The following is a 17,629-nucleotide window of genomic DNA, read 5'->3' as shown; positions in this document are numbered from 1 at the left end:
TTCCAATCAAACGCTTTGTTTGGATTAGCGAGTGAGTTTGATGGTTGCCGAGTATTCAGCAGCCAAAATGTCGGAAAAATATTTGTTAAGTTGGGTGGTGTTAGTGGCGCTAAACACGCGTTGTGGATCCCCGGCACAGTTCTCGAATTGAGCGATTCGAGAAGGGTTGACGCCATAGCCGATGAAATTCATTTCGATGCCATATTGATTAATTGCGGTAGTACAGAACCCGGCGTTAACCAGTTGGGTGAACGCGTCTCCACTGTCATCTCCGTCGGTAAAAAGCACTAGCTTTCTTCTGGTCTCGGGTAGTGTGCTGACGTTGATGCCCCACGCTTGTTGCCAGCTTGGGATGAGTTGTCTGACTCCCCACAACAACCCGTGAAAAGAGCGAGTACCGCCGTTCGCCGTTAGGCTGTTTATCGAGTTTTGGACGCGGGAAAATACGTTGGTCAATGGCAGCATTGGCGAGTTTTGGTTACAGTCAAGTAACCAGTCGTTGGGCTTAGCAAACTTCACAGGGCGTTCTGAGTGCAGCGTGGCGAGGTTGTCGACGGTCAGTGCCGCAGAGAAATTGCCACTACGATAGCTAAGCCCATCGATACAGTAGATTCCGGCTGCTTCTTTGGATAACCAAGGTGGGCGCTGCGCTGCAACGCCAGAGTCGAAAGGAACGATTGAAATTCTTACTGAATCTAAATCGTTAACGTTCTTACTCTGAGATTGAATCGTATTCAAAGCATTGGATAAAATGGATTTCAATGATTGGATGTTTGAACCCATCGATCCAGACACATCAAGTACTAAAACCAGCTCCGTTGGAATCGAGGATTGCTTGCTTTCAACCACACCTTTATAACCTCCACCCGTTGCCGTTACCTTGTTTGCATAGCTCTCATATTTAAAGTTGGGCAGTATCGGTGACAATGAATAACCTAGGCTAATACGGCAGCTTGAGCCTGGGTTTTCTGGTTGTAAGCCACTCACCCCGTTTAGGGTTGGCTTATAGTAATCTTGGTAAGCCAACATCATTGGGTGTGTGGCTGTATCAGCAAAGGCACAAGCTAATGCGGCCGAATCGGCGGCTTGCGCAGCTCGGTTTGAAACCATCACTTGTGCCGTGATCATCAGAGTGCCAACGGCGATGAAAAGCGCGGGAAACAGTAACGCCAACAATGAAATGGTCATGGAGCCTTGCTGTTTTTTAAGCGCAATGCTGCCGAATATTGGTTTAACCATAATGCTTTCCTATCACGGCTGATGAACTTGAGAGTGTTTTAGGAGGATCGAGTCGCTTGTAATCAAACGGTGTATTCACACATAAAGTGAGTTGAACCAAGGTGGATGGTCTTCCATCTAACGCAGGGTCGCCGCTACCTTCTACGACAAGTGCCGTTAGTTGTTCGATAGGTGTGTCGCTTTGACAGGTGATCCCGGCATGGATGTGCTTGTATTCCCAGTTCGAAGCGGCTGTATCAAATACACGGCTCTCAAGTAACAACCCAATATCGTTACGTTCAATGTCTTGCGGAAGATAACGCTCGGCGAGAGCGAGAAGCTGATTCTTTAACGTATTAGGTAATCCGTTTGGGCCTTGCTCTGGTTTTAGTTGCGTCAGGGAGACAGCATTCACTAGGTTATATGTCACGTTGTCGAGTTGAGTCTGCAGGCTGAATAAGCGATAGACGGCAACAAGCCCCCACAAAATGATCATGAGTGCGAGCACAACAAAGGGGAACTCAATCGCTGCTGAACCCGCTTGTTTTTTTCGAGGTGTTTTATTTGTTGTCATAACTAACCAGTACCTTTCTTTTCAAGGTTGTCATGTTGCCGATAGACTCAGAAAACTGAGTTGATAGATTAGGTAATAAGGCAAATGAAAATGAGTAAGACACCTTGTACTCGCCTAACACTGCTCTGCTTTTGGATACCGGTTTCTCATTAACTAAATCTGAGAAGTTTTCGGCGTATAGCGGCGATGGATCCAAGACGAGCTTGCTCTTATCTATCAGTGGGAACTTTGCGATAGTCTCGGCAAAAGCTTGGTCTGAAATAGGACTAATCGGCCGTGTCTTGGCCTCTCGAACACCCGCATTAACGGCTACATCAAAGATGATGTTGACCAACAGCAGGCGGCAGATCTCAAAGAAACCGATGATCAGTATCAGGAACGGTACCACCAACATTGCAAATTCGACGGTCTGCGCACCTTTTTGACGTGAGAGCATCACTGTTCTCCTTGCTCTGTTTTAGCAGCAAGCTCTTGGTAATACAGACTATTGTTGGCGAACTCAGGTTGAGATAGATGTGCACGAGCGATACTTTTCGCTGAATCACTGTCTCCAGAAAGCGCATAAGCCAGTGCTAGATTGAGTTGCAGTTTTACGCTCGCTTCACCTCGGACAAAGATCGGGTGCAGAATTCGGATCCCTTGCTCTGGTTTGCCATCGAGTATCCAAGCCATGGCTAAGTTGTTGCGATACTCATTACTGGATGGCATCAAACTGAGGGCATGTGAGTAAGATTCACGCGCTTTTGAATACTGCTTATTGAGCGAGTAACTCACGCCTAAACTGTTTTGGGCAACATCATCAGTTGCGACTAACCTGACAGATTCTTCGAGAGCTATTGTGGCTTGTTCAAGCTCACCGAGTGCCAACCACGCGCGGCCAAGTTCTCTGTAAATCGCGCTCGATTGATTAAGCTCGATACCACGTTTTAGATAATGAAGAGCCTCATCATAACGACTCGCTTGATTCGCAGCGGACCCCATTAGCAATAGTAACTGTGGGTCATCAGGCTTCGATATCAGCATCTTTCGGTACAGATCCATGGCACTTTCTGGTTTGCCATTCATCAGTGAAACCTCGGCGACTTTCATATCTTCAGAGGTCTCTTTTTCAACGTTATTCGTTGACTGACAGCCAACCAAAATCAGCGCTAAACCCAAGAGAATGATCTTGTTCATAAGCCCCCCAGAGTTTGTTTAAGGGATAACATGATTGGCACGACAATAATGCCCACGACAGGTAACATGATGAAGACCACTAAAGGGAATGACATCTTGGCTGGTATTTTTCCTACCCACTCTTCAAGCTCTAAGAAGTGATATTGGCGGCTATCAGAGGCAATCAGCTTTAACGCTTCAGCGAGAGGCGTGCCGTATTGAAGTGCTTGATTCATGGTGGTCACAATATTGTTGATGTTAGGAAGCTGGACTCGTTTGTCTAGGTTTGAAAGTGCCGTTTGTGGTGAATCAAGAACCGATATCTCAGTCGCAGTGAGTAGCCATTCGCGTGACAATGCAGGAGAGATCGCACGCATCTCTTCACCGACACAGCGAAATACCGCTTCGAGTGTTAGACCTGATGCGACACATACCACCATCAGATCGACGGCATCAGGAACAACGCGGCTAATTTGCATTCGGACTTGATTCACGCGCCAATCTAGAATGCGGTCGAACAGGATGCCAACCACAATGGCGATTGCGATACATTCGGCCACAGAGTTCATGTTAAGCACTTGGATTCGAGTGACATACCAAGCAATAGAGCCCGTCACCATCGTCAGTAGTCTTAAGCCAAGAAAATAGATCTCGGCATTCGGGTTCAACCAGCCAATGAGGATCAATTTCTGGCGTCGTGGTTTTGCACCTTGGAAGCGCCATTTACTTGAAGCCGCAGTGTATTTAGAGGAGTAACTCGATACGCGAGTCAGTCGTTCAGCGACAACATCTCGTTTGAAACAAGATAAGTGCGCGATAAGCGTGAGTAGTAATGCACACCCCAACAGAAGCAAGGCAACATAGATCATGACGAGAACCTCTTGTTACGAGTCAGAGCGTTCAAAATGAGTGTGCCTGAACTGATGCTAATGACGGCGTAGGTTAGTACCCGTTGTCCCGACTCTGTGTTGAACAATTGGACTATCATGGTGGGTTCCATCAAATAGATACCACTCAATAACCCCAAGGGTAAGATGGAAAGAAAGAGGGCTGTCATACGAGGCTCCGAGGTCAAGCTCTTGACCTTTTTTCTCATCGCTCGATTGTCATGCATGGTTCTGCTTAAGCTTTGAAGAATGTCGCGCAGTTGGCCACCATTCGATTGATTCAGGATCAGCGCGACCGAGAAGTAGCGGAAACTGCTGTAAGGAAGGCGAACGCATGCATCATCGAGGCTTTGTCTAAGGCTTAAACCGAGCGTTAAGTTATCGCGAATATAGGAGAACTCACGTCCTAATAGCCCTGGTTGGGTTTCTGACACTTGTTCAATTGCTTGTGGGACTGAGAGCCCCGCAGCTACCGCTCTAGAAATTAAGCCAAGTACATTGATGATGCCTTGTTCGAACTCTTCTACCTGCATTTTTCGGCGGTACATCACCAAGGCACATGTGCATACAAACCAAAGTCCAACAGCGGCGAAAAGTTGATGATGCATTGCCAGTTGGGGAAATAACATGTGGCCTGATGCTGGGAAACCGATAGCTGATAAAGCAATGAAGTACTTATCCCAAACTGGCAGCAATGCATTCATTCGTAAAAAGAAAGCATGCAGTTTGTTGCTGCGCTGGTGGTTGGTTTTTTTGATTGAAACGTCAGCTGTAAGCGAGCGTTGACTGTCGCTTACCAATAACAGCCGTTTATTGACGATGGCTTGCTTTGAGCTCAACCTGATTAACCCGATCGCGATAAATAAAACGAAAACAGTGAGAACTAAGATCATCAGGCTTCAAGCTCCATCGCTACTCTTAGTTGAGCATCGAGTTGGTGGTATTTGGCTTTGTCATTGAAGCTTGGTACGCACTTAGCACTCTTGTATTCGCCAATCAGGTTGCCTTGTTGATCCTCCGATAAAGGCTTGAATTTGAACAAGTCTTGAGTGATGTATTGTTCTCCTTCTAACCCTTGCACCTCGGTGATCGAAACAATGCGTCTTTTGCCATCACGCATTCTTTCGACTTGTATAACGACATCGATGGTGTCTGCGATTTGGCGGCGCAATGAGAACAGAGGCAGAGTCGCTTGGCTCATCATCAACATGTTTTCCATGCGAACGAGTGCGTCAGTCGCCGAGTTTGCATGCAATGTACACAGTGAACCATCATGGCCGGTGTTCATTGCCTGCATCATTTCAAAGGCTTCATCGCCACGAACTTCGCCTAAAATGATGCGATCTGGTCGCATACGTAGAGCATTTCGCACCAACTCTCGCTGGGTAATCGGCGTTAAGCCTTCGGCATTGGCTGGGCGAGTTTCAGCGCGCACAACATGAGGTTGCTGTAAACGCAGTTCTGCGGTGTCTTCAATGGTAATGATGCGTTCTTGAGGTGAAATGCTAAAAGACATCGCATTGAGCAGTGTGGTTTTACCTGCACCAGTGCCTCCCGCAACAAGCACATTAAGGCGTGAGCGAACAATAATATCGATAAGCTTAACCATTGATTTCGACATTGCGCCAAACTGAGCCAATTGGCTGAGTGTTAACTTATTCTCATTGAATTTCCGGATGGAAATGTAGGTTCCATCAAGCGCTAGCGGTGGGATCATCACATTGACACGGCTACCATCATCCAATCGAGCATCGACTAATGGATTCGATTCATCGATTCTTCGTCCAACCTTGCTGACGATGCGTCGCGCTAGGTTGAGAAGCTGTTCTTCGTTGCGAAATTGAACGGCCGTTTTTTGCAATTTCCCTGAGCGTTCTACGTAGACTTCACGGTACCCATTGACCATGATGTCGGTAATGCCTTGGTCTTCAATTAAGGGCTGCAGTGGGCCTAATCCTAGAAATTCATTGAGCAATTGTTCCACCGAATGAGCGACATCTTTGTGACCAAGCGGTAACTGCTTAGAGATCACGATATCTGACACCATTTCGGCAATTCTAGCTTCAAGATCGGGTGCACTTAAGCTCACGACAACCGATGGGTCGATCGCCTTGATGACCTCTTCATGAATCACATGATAATGCTCACGAACTGAGGGTGTTGATGTTAGGGCTTCATGTGTTCGAGCTCTATTCGCTTCGATCGGATCTATGGCTTGTGTGTTCTGACCAAACATTATGCGCCTCGCTTCCAAAAACGGCGGCTGCCTTGTTGCGGCTCACCAGTGACTAGTTCAAGTAGAGAGTTAAAGGCGAGCTTCACTTTCCTATTGCCTTTATGGGCAGGCTGACCAAGCGATGACTTGCTCAAGAAATGGTTTGGCAAAAATGGAATCACGACGTCTACGGATGTACCGAGTGATTTCTTCACATCATTGACCGAAATAAGGGATGCGGAATCGGACTTACAATGGTTCAACACCACAATGGTTTGTGAAGCCGCTTGGTTTTGAAGTCGTTTGATTATCTGACCGGCATTGCGAATGGAGCTGAGTGTAGGCTCGACCACAATGATTCGGATATCGGCACTTTTAAGCGCTTCAAAGCCAACCTGGTCACGCAATGAATAGGTCGGGATGTCGATCAGTAAGTAGTCTGAACTTTGCAGGCAGAACTTTGTAAACTGATCGAATGCACTCTTTTGTGGCCAAAATGGTGTGGTGTCTAAAGGTAGATAACCGGTAAAGAGCGTGTGCTTGGGTGTCACACTGATCCCACTGCGCTCAAACACGAGAGGTTCTAATCTTTCTGGGTATTGTAAAAGCTCTACCAACGCCGTGTTGCCTTCGACATTGAGTAGCAAATCCAAATCACCCATCGAAAAATCGAGGTCCATACAAGTTACTCGTTTCCCGAGTTCGGCAAGCTGTTGCGATAACGTCGCTATAATGGTGCTGCTTCCTGAGCCACCTTTTGCACTGACAATGGAAACGACTTTTTCATTTCGTTTTTCGTTGTTGAGTTGCAAAGCAGCAAAGGAGACGTGTTCAAGATCTTGTGGTGTCACTGGGTTGACTAAGTAGTCACTGGCACCGGATGCGAGCATTCCACGGTAAGCAAAAATTTCGGTTGAATGACCAATCGCGATAACCTGGCACCCAGTACGTTGTATTAAACGCTGCACAACCTGTTTCGACTCTGGCAATTCGCTATTCAATACATCGAGGAAGATGGTTTTAACGTCATTCTTAAGTACCTGTCTCACCACGTCATCTTCTTGATTCGAAGAGGTTGTGATGTTGTTGATACCGAAATCATTCAGTGTGTATGTGAGCGCTAATGTATCGAGTTGCTCCGATGCCGCGATCAGTACCGTTAAGTTGTGTACTTGATTCATTGCGAACCTCCTAGCGTTGTATTCGAAGAACCAGAGTTTGTCTGTTGGTTTTGTGCTGGTGGTGCAAAGTAGTTATCGATGCTAGACACCGCTTTTTGTCCTTGTGCACTGTCGATGGGTTGACCAACAATCAGGTCTTTTGGATTTGCGACCATTTGCGCCAGTGCATTGGCATTCGCACAGCCAAAATTGCGCTGAGTACGATAAGCGTTGAGTGTAGTTCTTGGTGTTTTACCCGCGTCACATGCCGTTACTTTGGCACGATAAGACTCAACAAAAATCGTGAGATCACCTTTACCTTGTACCGATGGATTAGATACTGAAATTTGAGAAGGGTAGAACCCTGACTCGATCAGATGAAGCCTAACTTTTTCACTTTGGCTTTCTCCTTTCTGAGTCGTATTTTCAATCTTGACCATTAAGTTGGATAGCGTACCTAGACGAGCAATAAAATCAGAGATGTCATCTTTCTCTTGAGTCGATAACGTTTTACCCGACAGTGTTAAAGTCAGTTTGTTTGTCACGGACACCACATCCACAGAAGGTTGTTGGGTTGTAGGCGTTGGCGCGCAACCCGCAAGCGCAATGAGAGCGGGCAGTAATAAGGATAATTTGTTCATGATGTCCTCAGTAGTAGAACCCGTTGTCACCCAGTAAGCGAGGCTTCTGGTTGTCGGTGTATGTGTCTTGACTAAACGTTCTTTTACGTTGAATTCTCGGCAGTGCCAGTAAACGTTCAACATCGCTCAACGGGATTAAGCCATCGGTTGGTAGTGGCATTGAGTCCGAACGTGTCGGTTGAACTAGGTAAGCCGTTACAATGATGATCAGCTCTGTTTCTCTACGAGTGAATTCAGTTGAGCGGAACAGGCTACCAAGGACAGGTATTTCACCGATAAGTGGGACTTTTTGTAGTTGCTCAATGTCTTCCGATTTCAACAAACCGCCTAAAGCAAAGCTCTGCCCACTCGCCAATTCAATGGTGGTGGAGGCGCTACGAGTAGTAAAAGAAGGGAAGTTAGTTCCGTGTATCACTTGTTGGCTCTCGATAGAGACGTTACTGACCTCGGGATTCACTTTTAAGCTGATACGGTTTTGACTGAGCACGGTTGGGGTGAAGTTCAGTTTTACACCGAAATCCTTGTATTCGATTTGAGTGGTGTCAGCCGTAATCAGTGGTAGCGGCACTTGCCCACCAACCAAAAACTCCGCATCTTCGCCTGACATCGCGGTCAAGTTAGGTTCAGCAAGCACAGACATCATGCCGTTGGTTGCTAGCGCATCAATCAGAGCAGTAATGCTCGGCTTGCCCCAACTACTGACATTAGGCAGCTTTGAAAACGAAAATTGCCCCACACCACCGGCGATTGAGCCCCATTTGATGCCCAACTTGTTGGATACATTTCTTGAGACTTCCGCGATTTTTACACGAATGTTGACCTGATTTGGCATGGTGACAACCAATTGATTGATCAGCTCATCATCATTGGGTTGAGTCTGCTGATTTTGATTGGTTGAATTACTGCTGTTGTTACTGTTTCCCTGTGAATTTGAGCTCTCTTGTTGTTCGGTAGAACCGACAATAGGGGATAAATAGCCTTTCGCGAGCGACACGATATTGTGTGCCATCATCGGAGAGGGAACACGGCCTTTAAGCCAGAGTTTTCCGCCCAGAGATTCCGCGTTGACTGACGCTTCTGGGAACTTGTTTTTAACCAGTTCATTGAACTCATGGCTGTTATGTGTGACGCGAATCTTGTTGGTATAAATCACGCGTTCTTGTTCATTCAAAACGGTGATCGTAGCGCTGCCCGCTCGCTTACCGAATATCATCACCTTGGTATTGGTTAAGGTTTGGTAATCAGCGATATGGGTGCTAGAGATGAAAATAGATTTCGCTTTCTCTGGTAAGTGAATCATTCTTGCCTCATTGATCGTGACATCAAACGTTGATGCTGCAGATGCAAAAGAGACACATAGGCTTGATAGCAGGAGAACACCCCACCAACGACAGATATTAGCCATTGTTATCAGCTCCAGTATTAGTTTTAACCGTTTTATTGTCGGCTCTAAATTCCACCAATCCCACGTCAGGTAATACCTGAGTTGTGTCCGGAGAAATGACTTTCAGCGTCACTGCATTTGCGTGTTGAGGTTGATCTTGAGCCTCGTTTTGCCCGCGTAATACAAGCGTTAGCTTTCCTAATTGCTTCGCAAGGACCACTTGGTTTGCTTGCTCGGGTGTCACTTCTAAAGAGACACTGCTGTCGTCAGGGATACCATTTTCGAAACCATTCGATTCCCGAGCCTTTTGATAAGATTCTGCCGTTTGCTTGTTATTAAATGCCAAGACTCTTACGTCATGAACTATCGTTGTAACGTACAGTCCTTGAGATGAATTGCCGTAACGAAGTAGCTCACCATCTTGTGAACCGAGTAGGAGAATATCCACTCGGTCGCCCGGCTCAATGAAGCCTGAATTAGACGTGACTTGATCTACAGGAACCGAAATCGCACGATAGCCCGGTTGCAACTTCAATGAGAGCGAGTAGCCACCTTTAGGTTCTGTAATATCGGCCTTCGATAGCACTGAGTCTTTGACTAACTTGGTACGTGCTAGCCCTGACATCGTGTGGTCGGCAGAAATATCTTCCGGCGTCACATGGTCGATGTAGTTCTCTAACTCTTTCAATGGAACAGTTTTCCATCGAAACGAGTTTGGCGTGTAGGTTTGGCTTATCTCGATAGTGCGAGTTGGAACCAGCACTTTTATAGTTTGCTCAGCGGCTTGTTTAGAAGAGGTGGTCGCAGACTCGCTATTGGTTTGGCTCAACAGTAAAACGGACAATCCGAGCACCGAACAAAATAACGACAGCAACATGAGTCGCTTGGCAGTCATAACTATTCCTTTAATTTACGGTAAACGGGCTTATTCTGATTTTTGAGCGTCTTTGAGCTGAGTGACGACAGTTTGGTAAGCGTCAGTAATGGCTTCGGTTAGATCACCATTCTCGCCGCCTACAAAATTAAGCAAGACCACAGACATTGCTGCTGCGAGAATTGCGTATTCGATAGCGGCCGCGCCGCGCTGTTTTTTCTTGTTAAACATGTTGTTGTTTCCTAGATGAAAGCAGCCTCAGCTGAGGCTGCTGTGGTTATTAATAAAGGTGTTTTGAGTGCCTATTTGGCAACGAGTCGGTATAGGTAGCGGCCGTCGTAACTTTGAGTACCTACGTCACTTTCATCCATCGTTGTCATATTCAACCCGAGGACTCGACCATAATTGGCGGGATCGCTGGTGATATAGAAACCATGGTTTGAGTAGCCTCCACCCGTCACGTCATTAAATTTAAAGACATCCGCATTGATCGGCAGCAACCCGTATAGCTCTGCTTTCGATGGGTAGCGCCAGTTCGTCTTGCCACATACTGTTTGTGTATTTCGTGTTGAAATTAACGGTGTTACATCTACGTATTTGTTGAAACGGCTAGTGTCTCCGTTGGTAAACAGTTGCCACACGAGGTTACTGTCTGTGTCTTGTGCGCAAATGGCATTTTGGCGATCGGCTACGACGTTCCCTTGCATATCTAGGTACTGGTATGTTGTCGCTTTTTCTCTAACCAGACGCCCTAAGATTACGGCATCTTCAGTACCACCGACTGCCGAACGACGGACATCTTGGTAGCTGCGTTCAGAGCTGTAGTTTGTGATGTATTGTTTGATGTCCTTTGCTTGATTCGACCAGTAGTAAAAAATCACGCCACCGTAATAGCTAGATTTGTCATACTCCGGATCAAGCCCTCGATGATGAGGGAATGCATCTGTATCGATTGTTATGGTCGAGTTTGAGCTAGAGATTGCTTTAGTTTGTAGTGAAAGTAGCTGAGACAGCGCTGGTACTTTCCAATCATTGAAGCCACATAAGTTCGCATTATTAGTGCTCTCTAGCAGGCCGTTACTGCCTAAAACACTTGCTACACCAGAGGCCGAAGCGTCATAAGCGAGATCGTCAGCACCATTTGGTCGGCCGTCTTTGAGCAGTGTCCATACTCGGCGTTTGCCTGTGATGTTAGTGTCTTCAACACAACGCCAGCCTTGTTGGTAGGTAGTACTTTTTGGTAGGTAGTTGCCTAATTCGTCCAATTTAGCGAAGCGGCTGCTTACCATCGCGTCTGCTTGAGAAACGCTAAAGCCATTGTCTTTTGCCAGTTTCAGTCCATCTTTTGCTAGCACTTTTGATTGTACTAGGTTGTGGATTTTGGCGGTCGTGTTCATCTCACTGACAAACTTCTGGAACAATGTAGTTAAGGTGGCAAATTCCGAGCCTAGCGTTTGTGTTGATGTATTTAGCTCGCTTACGAACGAGTTAACCATTTCATATTGTTGTTCTAGAACTGAAATCGCGCTGTACAGGTCTAAACTTGCTTGGTGAATATCCTTAGCCAGTGACGCTGAACTTAGTGCGTTGGTTGAGCTGGATAGAGTTACGGATTTTTGCTGCATGAACGCCAATTTTTGAGCAAATTCAGAACCAGAGACTAATGCGCTCAGTGCAATGGTGTTTTGCTCTAATTTAGCGACTTGCTCCTTATACGCTTTTACCTTGCTAATGAATTCAAGGCTCTCAGTATCAGTTCGGCTTTGAGCAACAGATGCCTGAAATTCAAGAGCTTTTAGTTTTAGCTTCGTATTCTTAAGCTCATCTGCCCATGGTTGGGCTAAAGCCTGTAGTTCTAGTACTTTAGCTTGAGCTTCCGTTTCTAATACAGCGTAACCTTTGCTCTTAGATTGGTTGGCGGTTAGCCAGGTTTCTAGATAAAGCTCCGTAGCGTTAATCTTCGTATCTTGTGTAATCAGGAAGGCGGTTATTTCAGTCGTCGCGCTATCTACACCAGTGAGTAACTCTGTACCTGATGGCAATTGCCACTTAGCGTATGCGTATTTTGAATAATATTGCTCAACAGATTCCTGGCCTTTGTTGATAGTGACAGCGACGCCATTTTTATCCGCTAATGTATTCATTGACTGATTCGATACTAAGTAACCACCACTTCTTAGATTTGATGGCAGTGTTGCAGGATCTCGTTGCGATAACGTAATCACTTCATTGGTGTCCGGAAGTGTCCAACCAGTGATATCACAAGCAATCAGTCGAGCGACTTTATCGAAGACGGTATTGATTTCTGAAGAGAATCGCTTTGCCCAAAACGTCGGCTCCCCTTGTCCTTTATCATCGTATTCAGCGATACAATTGAGCGAGTAGGTATTCCATGAGCCACCATAACCAAAATCAGCAGCTTGCGAACGGGTTTTCATTGGTACGAATTTTAGGCTGACAAAGCGGCTGCTTGCTGCTGTTGCCCAAAGCGTGTCGCTGGTTGAGTTTGCTACGCCTTCTTTCGCATGTGCTTTTAGTCGGATACCGACATTAGCCTTGTCATATGCTTCAGGGCCAATGAACTGTGGGTTCGAAACAGCAGGCTGCCAAGTCAGACCTTTGTCGTTGGTGAACTCATAGTATTCGGCGTCATCAAAGCGAACAGATTGGCCATCAACGTTAGCCGTTAAGTAGTCCCATTCAAAACCATTGGTCTTGATTGGGTTTGAGCCAGTGAAAGTGTTGGTGATCTCAGGCGAGGTTGGTGCTGGAATCTCAAACACTTTGGTGAAGGCTTGTGTGGTTAATGCTGCTACGCCATGAGGCATGCCATTCGTCGGGTTTTGAGCGACGCGCATTTGAACCTCACCGATATTCTTGTCGATATTACCGATCACAACCGGTTTTACGGTGACTTTAGTCCAAGTTGAACCTGAGTCGAGCGTGATTTCGAAATGCTCTGGTTGTGTGAATTCGCCAAAGTATGTCCAATCTAGCGTGTTGTCCGTATCGTTCACCACTAGTCCAGTTGGAGCATTGGGTGCAGATGGACGAACGGTAAACGCAGTATCATTTGTCAGCTCTGCTCCACTAGGACGATCGGTAATTGGATCTCGTTTGACTCGCACTTGAATTGAGTCAATAGCGTAAGCTTGATCGTTTAACTGATAAGGTTTCTGAGTAACCGTTGCCCAACCTGTGTTGAGTACATTGATCTCGTAATTCGCAGCTTCTGAGAAGCCTGTTACGAATGTCCAATCAAATGTGTCTAGCCCATCGTGAGTGATTGGAGATGTTGGTGCCGGTGGCTTATCAGGTGTCATCGAGTATGGCTTATCTGAGCACAGCGTTTCACCAGGATCATGTTGAGGATCTGTTCCTGCTTTCACTCTCACACAGACTTGTCCCTTAGCAAACGTCTCATCTGGGACTGCTTGTGGATTGCTAGTTACAGGGCTAAATGTAAGACCTCTATCTAGTGAGTATTCGTAGAAGTCACTGCCAGCAAACTCTGTAACTTCTGTCCACGCAAACGTGTTTTCAGCATCATCAATAATCGGCAGGGTTGGCGCAACAGGCTGGTTTTCTGAGCGAGTGAAAGCCGTACTGATCACTAGTGGAATGCCTGCGGGGCGAGCATCTTGCACATTGGATTTTACACGGATAGAGATGCTGTTAGTCGGAAGTGAAACGTTGCCAACCACATATGGAAGTTCAGTGACAGTATTCCAACCGTTACCTAGATTAATCTCGTAGAAAGATGGCGCATCATATCCAGAGACCCAAAGCCAGTTGATCTGATTGGTGCTGTCGTTTGCAAAGTCCAGCACAGGTTTTACTGGTTGCGCTGGGGTTACTGTCATCGGTTTGTCTGAAATAGCACTTAAGCCGGTCGGGTGACCTATGGAGTCATCCTTCGCGACACGTACTTTTAGATGCCCAACTGGAATGTCTAAGTCTTGAATGCGTTGAGGTTTTTCAGTTGCTTTTACCCAGTTAGCACCGTTATCTAAAGAGTACTCGTAAAGAGATAATTCATTAAAAGAATCGACCAGCGCCCAATCAAATTCATTGCTCGCGTTGTCCACGGTGACCCATGCGGGTGCTGCTGGAACTGTCGTTAGTGTAAATGCTTTGTGTGAAAGAAGCGGTTTACCTGCTGGAGTATTACGTGCACTAGAGGCTGCGACTCGAACCTGAATAGCGCCTTTATCGAATGCCTGTTTTCCAACCACAATCGGTTTGCGAATGACAGTCGACCAGGTGCTACCGGCATCTAGCGAATATTCGTAATCTGTGTTGTGGTTGAAGCCACGTACGAACTGCCAGTCGAAGGTGTCTGAGGCATCATTGACCTGACCATGTTTAGGAGCCGGCGGTCTAGTGATGATTTCATTGCCATCGATGTCTTCTTGGGAAACTTTGAGTTGATCTCGGTACTCCTTACCAAGTTGCTTCAATGCGCTATCGGTTCCTGATGCGCCATGAGACAGCAAATCGGTCTTGGCTTTAAATTCCGCCAAATCAAGTTCGGCCAATTTGTACATAGAGCCTTTTCGAGCATTCACTTGGTCGACACCTGCATCAACAGAGGCCATTTGTGCTTCTTGAAGTACGCGAGTAACACCGCGTGCAAACATGTGTACTTCACGGCTTATCGCTGAGTTTGATGCGGAATAATCACCAACAGCCAGTTGTTTATCGATGCCTAAGTCGCTGGCCACAAGCTGAGTTGCTTCATCAAAACTGATGCCACTGGTTTTCGCTACACTCGCAATAAGAGATGTCATGGGGCTGATCACGTTCGAAGTGTTACTCGGTACTTCTAACGTAAACCCGGATTCAATAGGCTGATTCGGTGAATCCATATCGATGGTTATACCGGCAACCGCTTCAACCAATATTGGGTATTGGGCGACATCATTGTCGACGTCTAACTGAAATCGTCCTTCGGCGTCCGTAGTGGCAATTTCTCCATCAGCAGAGTCGCACATAGCATTGCTGTTTCTGTCTAAACAAACCTTCGCGTTGCGTAAATAACCATCTAAAGCAATGCCCGAAATATTCTGAGAACTTGGCTTAGTTTGTGACTGTTCGAGCTTCGGATCTGACTCTGCTCCGCCACAAGCAATCAGCATTGTGGAAACGAGTGAAACACTCATTAATTTGTATGGATTCCTTACCACCTGAACTCCAAATAATTTATAAATTACCCATGGGAAAGGCGGAGGATATTAATTTAAATGATAGTAATTATCAATATCATTTGATCTTTTATTTCGTTAAGTGATTTAATAGCAAAATAAAATACTATCAATCAAATCATAAACTAGGTGAATCGGTCGAAAAAATGCACAATAAATTCTTAATATGCAAATTGTCACTAGCAATCTCTAGTGTCTTAATGGTCTCTGGATGTGGAGGTAGTTCTGATAGCGAAAACCCAGTTGGGTCTACGGCTTCAGGCTATGCGTTTCTAGATTCATTAGTATGCGCTGATGCAGATCTGAATGGCGTATGCAGTGATCAAGAGAAACAGATTGCTGATGTTTCTGGGTACGCACAGCAAAGGCAATATGATGGTGCAATTTTGACTGCTTCTCCTGGTATGAAAGTGGTGACGCCTTTCACTACTTTGATTCATAGCGAGATGATGTTTAACCCAACGGTAAGTAACGATGTAGAGCAAGCAAAAGCATCGCTTCAAAGTAAGTTAGGCGATCATGTTGGCATCAATTTTAGTGTGCTGGATTCAACTCATGGGTCTAAAGATCTATCAAATCTGTTGTTAAAATCACTGAAAAAGGCGCAAAGTGACGGTAAGCAGTCTTCTTATACCAATATTGCGCATGCTCTTGATTTGATGATAGAACATAAAACTTTAGACTTATCTAATATTGACGTTGCTGGTACGGTTTCTCGGCATCTACAAATTGAAGACTCTTTGGTTGTTCGCGGTTCACAATCGGTACCGCAATTGTCTGGTGCGAAGTCGATAGCTCTGAATCCAGCGAGCAGTCAGATTGTGTTTTTAACGGCTAATGATGTGGTTATGCAAATTGATAGCTCTTCACGCAATAAGCCGGTGACAATCAATGGTGACCCTGCATCTCAAGCGGTTTCTGGTCTGGTTAGTATCCGTTCACACGACGACGACGACGACGATGACGATCACGACGACCATGATGACGATGATGATGACCACGATGGCGATCACGGAGGTGGTACTGGAGGCGGAGAAATACCGGTCGACTCGAGTGAAATCATTCAGTTAGTTCCTGCGTTAAATGGTGTTCAGGCCTATAAGGTTTACAAACCGACCGCTTACGTCTCACCCACATCGAGTGATATTTGTAATAGCCAAGGCGCTAACGGTGTTTTCCTTACGAGCCTCAATGGTTCGAATAACAACAATGTTGGCGTGAAGGCTTTTGCGATTGATACATACAGCAGTCGCAGTGGAGGTACGCTTCCACCCATTCCAAAACCTAATCCAGCCGTGCCGCCTAAATCGAGTGAGTCGTGCATCAATGATAACTTCGCAGCAGTGGTCCCTCTGTTACAAAGTGGCTCGTTACTGGCGATTAAAAATACCGGAAGCTCGATATACTCACAGCAAGAACTCAAATTGCTAAGCGCTAATAAGCTTGATATGAAAAGCTGGAGTCACGCATTGAAAGCTTCCTCACCGCAAGTCATGTCATCTTACGACGAAAGTGAAGCATTAATTGTTTATAAGAATTACTTTTCAAACAGTAATTTAGCGGCAGAAGTTATCGACACCTCTAACCTATCCACTAAAATGACGATTGATAAGTTAAACCTTAAAACAGCCAATATTGTCGTGAATCAGCAGATATTGTTGGGGTTGGATAGCAATAAGGTTGAGTGGGTGTCTAACTCGATACAACAAACTGTACTTGGGGAGCTGACCGTTGATTCTGCTATTAGCAAGATCGCGACATCGCGAGACGGAAAAACCAGTGCGATTACCACAGCAAGTTCTCTTTATATCGTTGATAACATGACGAGAACCTTACTTGTAACAGAGTCTCTGAGTAACAATGCTATCAAGTCTTTGTATGTGTTAGAAGATAAGGTGATTGTGTTAACTTCTTCGGGTGCGGACTATTATCAGTTCCGAAATATCAGCGGCCCGGCTCTCAAGGTTGGCAGCCAGTTGGTGACCAAAGAACTCCTCAAAAAGTGGGAAGACAGCGGCAATTCAAGTTGGAGTTCAACGAACTTGGGCTACATTCTTTCTCAAACGGGTACGGAAAGTAACATCTCCGATAAATTTAAAAACGTAAACCTCTCGTTTTCTCCGACCAATGCGACAACTTCAAGTGGCATCTCTGGTGTGCACGTCAGTGGCTTAGAACGAGGTGAATGGCTAACTTTCTATAAAGGTCTTTAACGGTTTTTTGCGCTAAAGAAGGGAGGCTTGCTCCCTTCTTATTCTTCTTTTCTTATTTCACCCCTCTCTTTTTTACAACGACCTATTTCTCTTATTTATCTCTT

The 17,629-nt window shown here is 45.8% G+C and carries 14 protein-coding genes; 1 reads left to right on the top strand and 13 read right to left on the bottom strand.

Annotated features, from left to right (window positions below):
* Window positions 1-24: 24 nt before the first annotated feature.
* From L4C44_RS08145 to L4C44_RS08085, 13 genes are all read right to left on the bottom strand, one after another.
* Window positions 25-1,239, bottom strand: a complete 1,215-nt coding sequence (locus tag L4C44_RS08145) for a VWA domain-containing protein (RefSeq protein ID WP_428804830.1) — start codon at window positions 1,237-1,239, stop codon at window positions 25-27.
* Window positions 1,232-1,792 carry a tight adherence pilus pseudopilin TadF gene (gene tadF / locus L4C44_RS08140; protein ID WP_285954799.1) on the bottom strand — a complete coding sequence of 187 codons (561 nt, stop codon included), beginning with the start codon at window positions 1,790-1,792 and terminating at the stop codon, window positions 1,232-1,234. Before tadF ends, L4C44_RS08145 begins: the two co-directional genes overlap by 8 nt.
* Window positions 1,779-2,228 carry a TadE/TadG family type IV pilus assembly protein gene (locus tag L4C44_RS08135; RefSeq protein ID WP_192891442.1) on the bottom strand — a complete coding sequence of 150 codons (450 nt, stop codon included), beginning with the start codon at window positions 2,226-2,228 and terminating at the stop codon, window positions 1,779-1,781. The genes tadF and L4C44_RS08135 overlap by 14 nt, the downstream gene beginning before the upstream one ends.
* The gene (locus L4C44_RS08130) at window positions 2,228-2,968 is read right to left on the bottom strand and encodes a tetratricopeptide repeat protein (protein ID WP_428804829.1); all 741 of its coding nucleotides are present in this window, start codon (window positions 2,966-2,968) and stop codon (window positions 2,228-2,230) included. Before L4C44_RS08130 ends, L4C44_RS08135 begins: the two co-directional genes overlap by 1 nt.
* Window positions 2,965-3,816, bottom strand: a complete 852-nt coding sequence (locus L4C44_RS08125; RefSeq protein WP_428804828.1) for a type II secretion system F family protein — start codon at window positions 3,814-3,816, stop codon at window positions 2,965-2,967. Before L4C44_RS08125 ends, L4C44_RS08130 begins: the two co-directional genes overlap by 4 nt.
* Complete coding sequence (locus L4C44_RS08120) at window positions 3,813-4,727, bottom strand: type II secretion system F family protein (RefSeq protein ID WP_428804827.1); 915 nt, start codon at window positions 4,725-4,727, stop codon at window positions 3,813-3,815. Before L4C44_RS08120 ends, L4C44_RS08125 begins: the two co-directional genes overlap by 4 nt.
* Complete coding sequence (locus tag L4C44_RS08115) at window positions 4,727-6,070, bottom strand: TadA family conjugal transfer-associated ATPase (RefSeq protein WP_428804826.1); 1,344 nt, start codon at window positions 6,068-6,070, stop codon at window positions 4,727-4,729. The genes L4C44_RS08120 and L4C44_RS08115 overlap by 1 nt, the downstream gene beginning before the upstream one ends.
* On the bottom strand, window positions 6,070-7,230 hold the full coding sequence (locus tag L4C44_RS08110) for a CpaE/TadZ family protein (protein WP_428804825.1): 1,161 nt from the start codon (window positions 7,228-7,230) through the stop codon (window positions 6,070-6,072). The genes L4C44_RS08115 and L4C44_RS08110 overlap by 1 nt, the downstream gene beginning before the upstream one ends.
* Window positions 7,227-7,850 (bottom strand): CpaD family pilus assembly lipoprotein, encoded by a 624-nt coding sequence (locus L4C44_RS08105; protein WP_065105147.1) that lies wholly within the window; start codon window positions 7,848-7,850, stop codon window positions 7,227-7,229. The genes L4C44_RS08110 and L4C44_RS08105 overlap by 4 nt, the downstream gene beginning before the upstream one ends.
* A gap of 7 nt (window positions 7,851-7,857) precedes the next feature.
* Entirely contained in the window at window positions 7,858-9,255 is a 1,398-nt protein-coding gene (locus L4C44_RS08100) for a type II and III secretion system protein family protein (RefSeq protein ID WP_428804824.1), read from the bottom strand.
* Complete coding sequence (cpaB, locus tag L4C44_RS08095; protein WP_428804823.1) at window positions 9,248-10,129, bottom strand: Flp pilus assembly protein CpaB; 882 nt, start codon at window positions 10,127-10,129, stop codon at window positions 9,248-9,250. The genes L4C44_RS08100 and cpaB overlap by 8 nt, the downstream gene beginning before the upstream one ends.
* 30 nt (window positions 10,130-10,159) lie before the next feature.
* The gene (locus L4C44_RS08090; protein ID WP_061021301.1) at window positions 10,160-10,339 is read right to left on the bottom strand and encodes a Flp family type IVb pilin; all 180 of its coding nucleotides are present in this window, start codon (window positions 10,337-10,339) and stop codon (window positions 10,160-10,162) included.
* Window positions 10,340-10,410: 71 nt separating this feature from the next.
* Window positions 10,411-15,270, bottom strand: a complete 4,860-nt coding sequence (locus L4C44_RS08085) for an Lcl C-terminal domain-containing protein (protein WP_428804822.1) — start codon at window positions 15,268-15,270, stop codon at window positions 10,411-10,413.
* A gap of 242 nt (window positions 15,271-15,512) precedes the next feature.
* On the opposite strand from L4C44_RS08085, the gene L4C44_RS08080 reads away from it, so the two are divergent.
* The gene (locus L4C44_RS08080; RefSeq protein WP_428804821.1) at window positions 15,513-17,525 is read left to right on the top strand and encodes a hypothetical protein; all 2,013 of its coding nucleotides are present in this window, start codon (window positions 15,513-15,515) and stop codon (window positions 17,523-17,525) included.
* The last annotated feature ends 104 nt before the right edge of the window (window positions 17,526-17,629 follow it).

Source organism: Vibrio satsumensis, assembly GCF_050337435.1.
GTDB lineage: Bacteria > Pseudomonadota > Gammaproteobacteria > Enterobacterales > Vibrionaceae > Vibrio > Vibrio satsumensis.
This window is presented reverse-complemented; position numbering and strand designations above follow the sequence as displayed.

Coding starts and splice junctions, on each gene's coding strand:
- L4C44_RS08145 (WP_428804830.1), bottom strand. CDS start 1,239: ATGGTTAAACCAATATTCGGCAGCATTGCGCTTAAAAAACAGCAAGGC.
- tadF (WP_285954799.1), bottom strand. CDS start 1,792: ATGACAACAAATAAAACACCTCGAAAAAAACAAGCGGGTTCAGCAGCG.
- L4C44_RS08135 (WP_192891442.1), bottom strand. CDS start 2,228: ATGCTCTCACGTCAAAAAGGTGCGCAGACCGTCGAATTTGCAATGTTG.
- L4C44_RS08130 (WP_428804829.1), bottom strand. CDS start 2,968: ATGAACAAGATCATTCTCTTGGGTTTAGCGCTGATTTTGGTTGGCTGT.
- L4C44_RS08125 (WP_428804828.1), bottom strand. CDS start 3,816: ATGATCTATGTTGCCTTGCTTCTGTTGGGGTGTGCATTACTACTCACG.
- L4C44_RS08120 (WP_428804827.1), bottom strand. CDS start 4,727: ATGATCTTAGTTCTCACTGTTTTCGTTTTATTTATCGCGATCGGGTTA.
- L4C44_RS08115 (WP_428804826.1), bottom strand. CDS start 6,070: ATGTTTGGTCAGAACACACAAGCCATAGATCCGATCGAAGCGAATAGA.
- L4C44_RS08110 (WP_428804825.1), bottom strand. CDS start 7,230: ATGAATCAAGTACACAACTTAACGGTACTGATCGCGGCATCGGAGCAA.
- L4C44_RS08105 (WP_065105147.1), bottom strand. CDS start 7,850: ATGAACAAATTATCCTTATTACTGCCCGCTCTCATTGCGCTTGCGGGT.
- L4C44_RS08100 (WP_428804824.1), bottom strand. CDS start 9,255: ATGGCTAATATCTGTCGTTGGTGGGGTGTTCTCCTGCTATCAAGCCTA.
- cpaB (WP_428804823.1), bottom strand. CDS start 10,129: ATGACTGCCAAGCGACTCATGTTGCTGTCGTTATTTTGTTCGGTGCTC.
- L4C44_RS08090 (WP_061021301.1), bottom strand. CDS start 10,339: ATGTTTAACAAGAAAAAACAGCGCGGCGCGGCCGCTATCGAATACGCA.
- L4C44_RS08085 (WP_428804822.1), bottom strand. CDS start 15,270: ATGAGTGTTTCACTCGTTTCCACAATGCTGATTGCTTGTGGCGGAGCA.
- L4C44_RS08080 (WP_428804821.1), top strand. CDS start 15,513: ATGGTCTCTGGATGTGGAGGTAGTTCTGATAGCGAAAACCCAGTTGGG.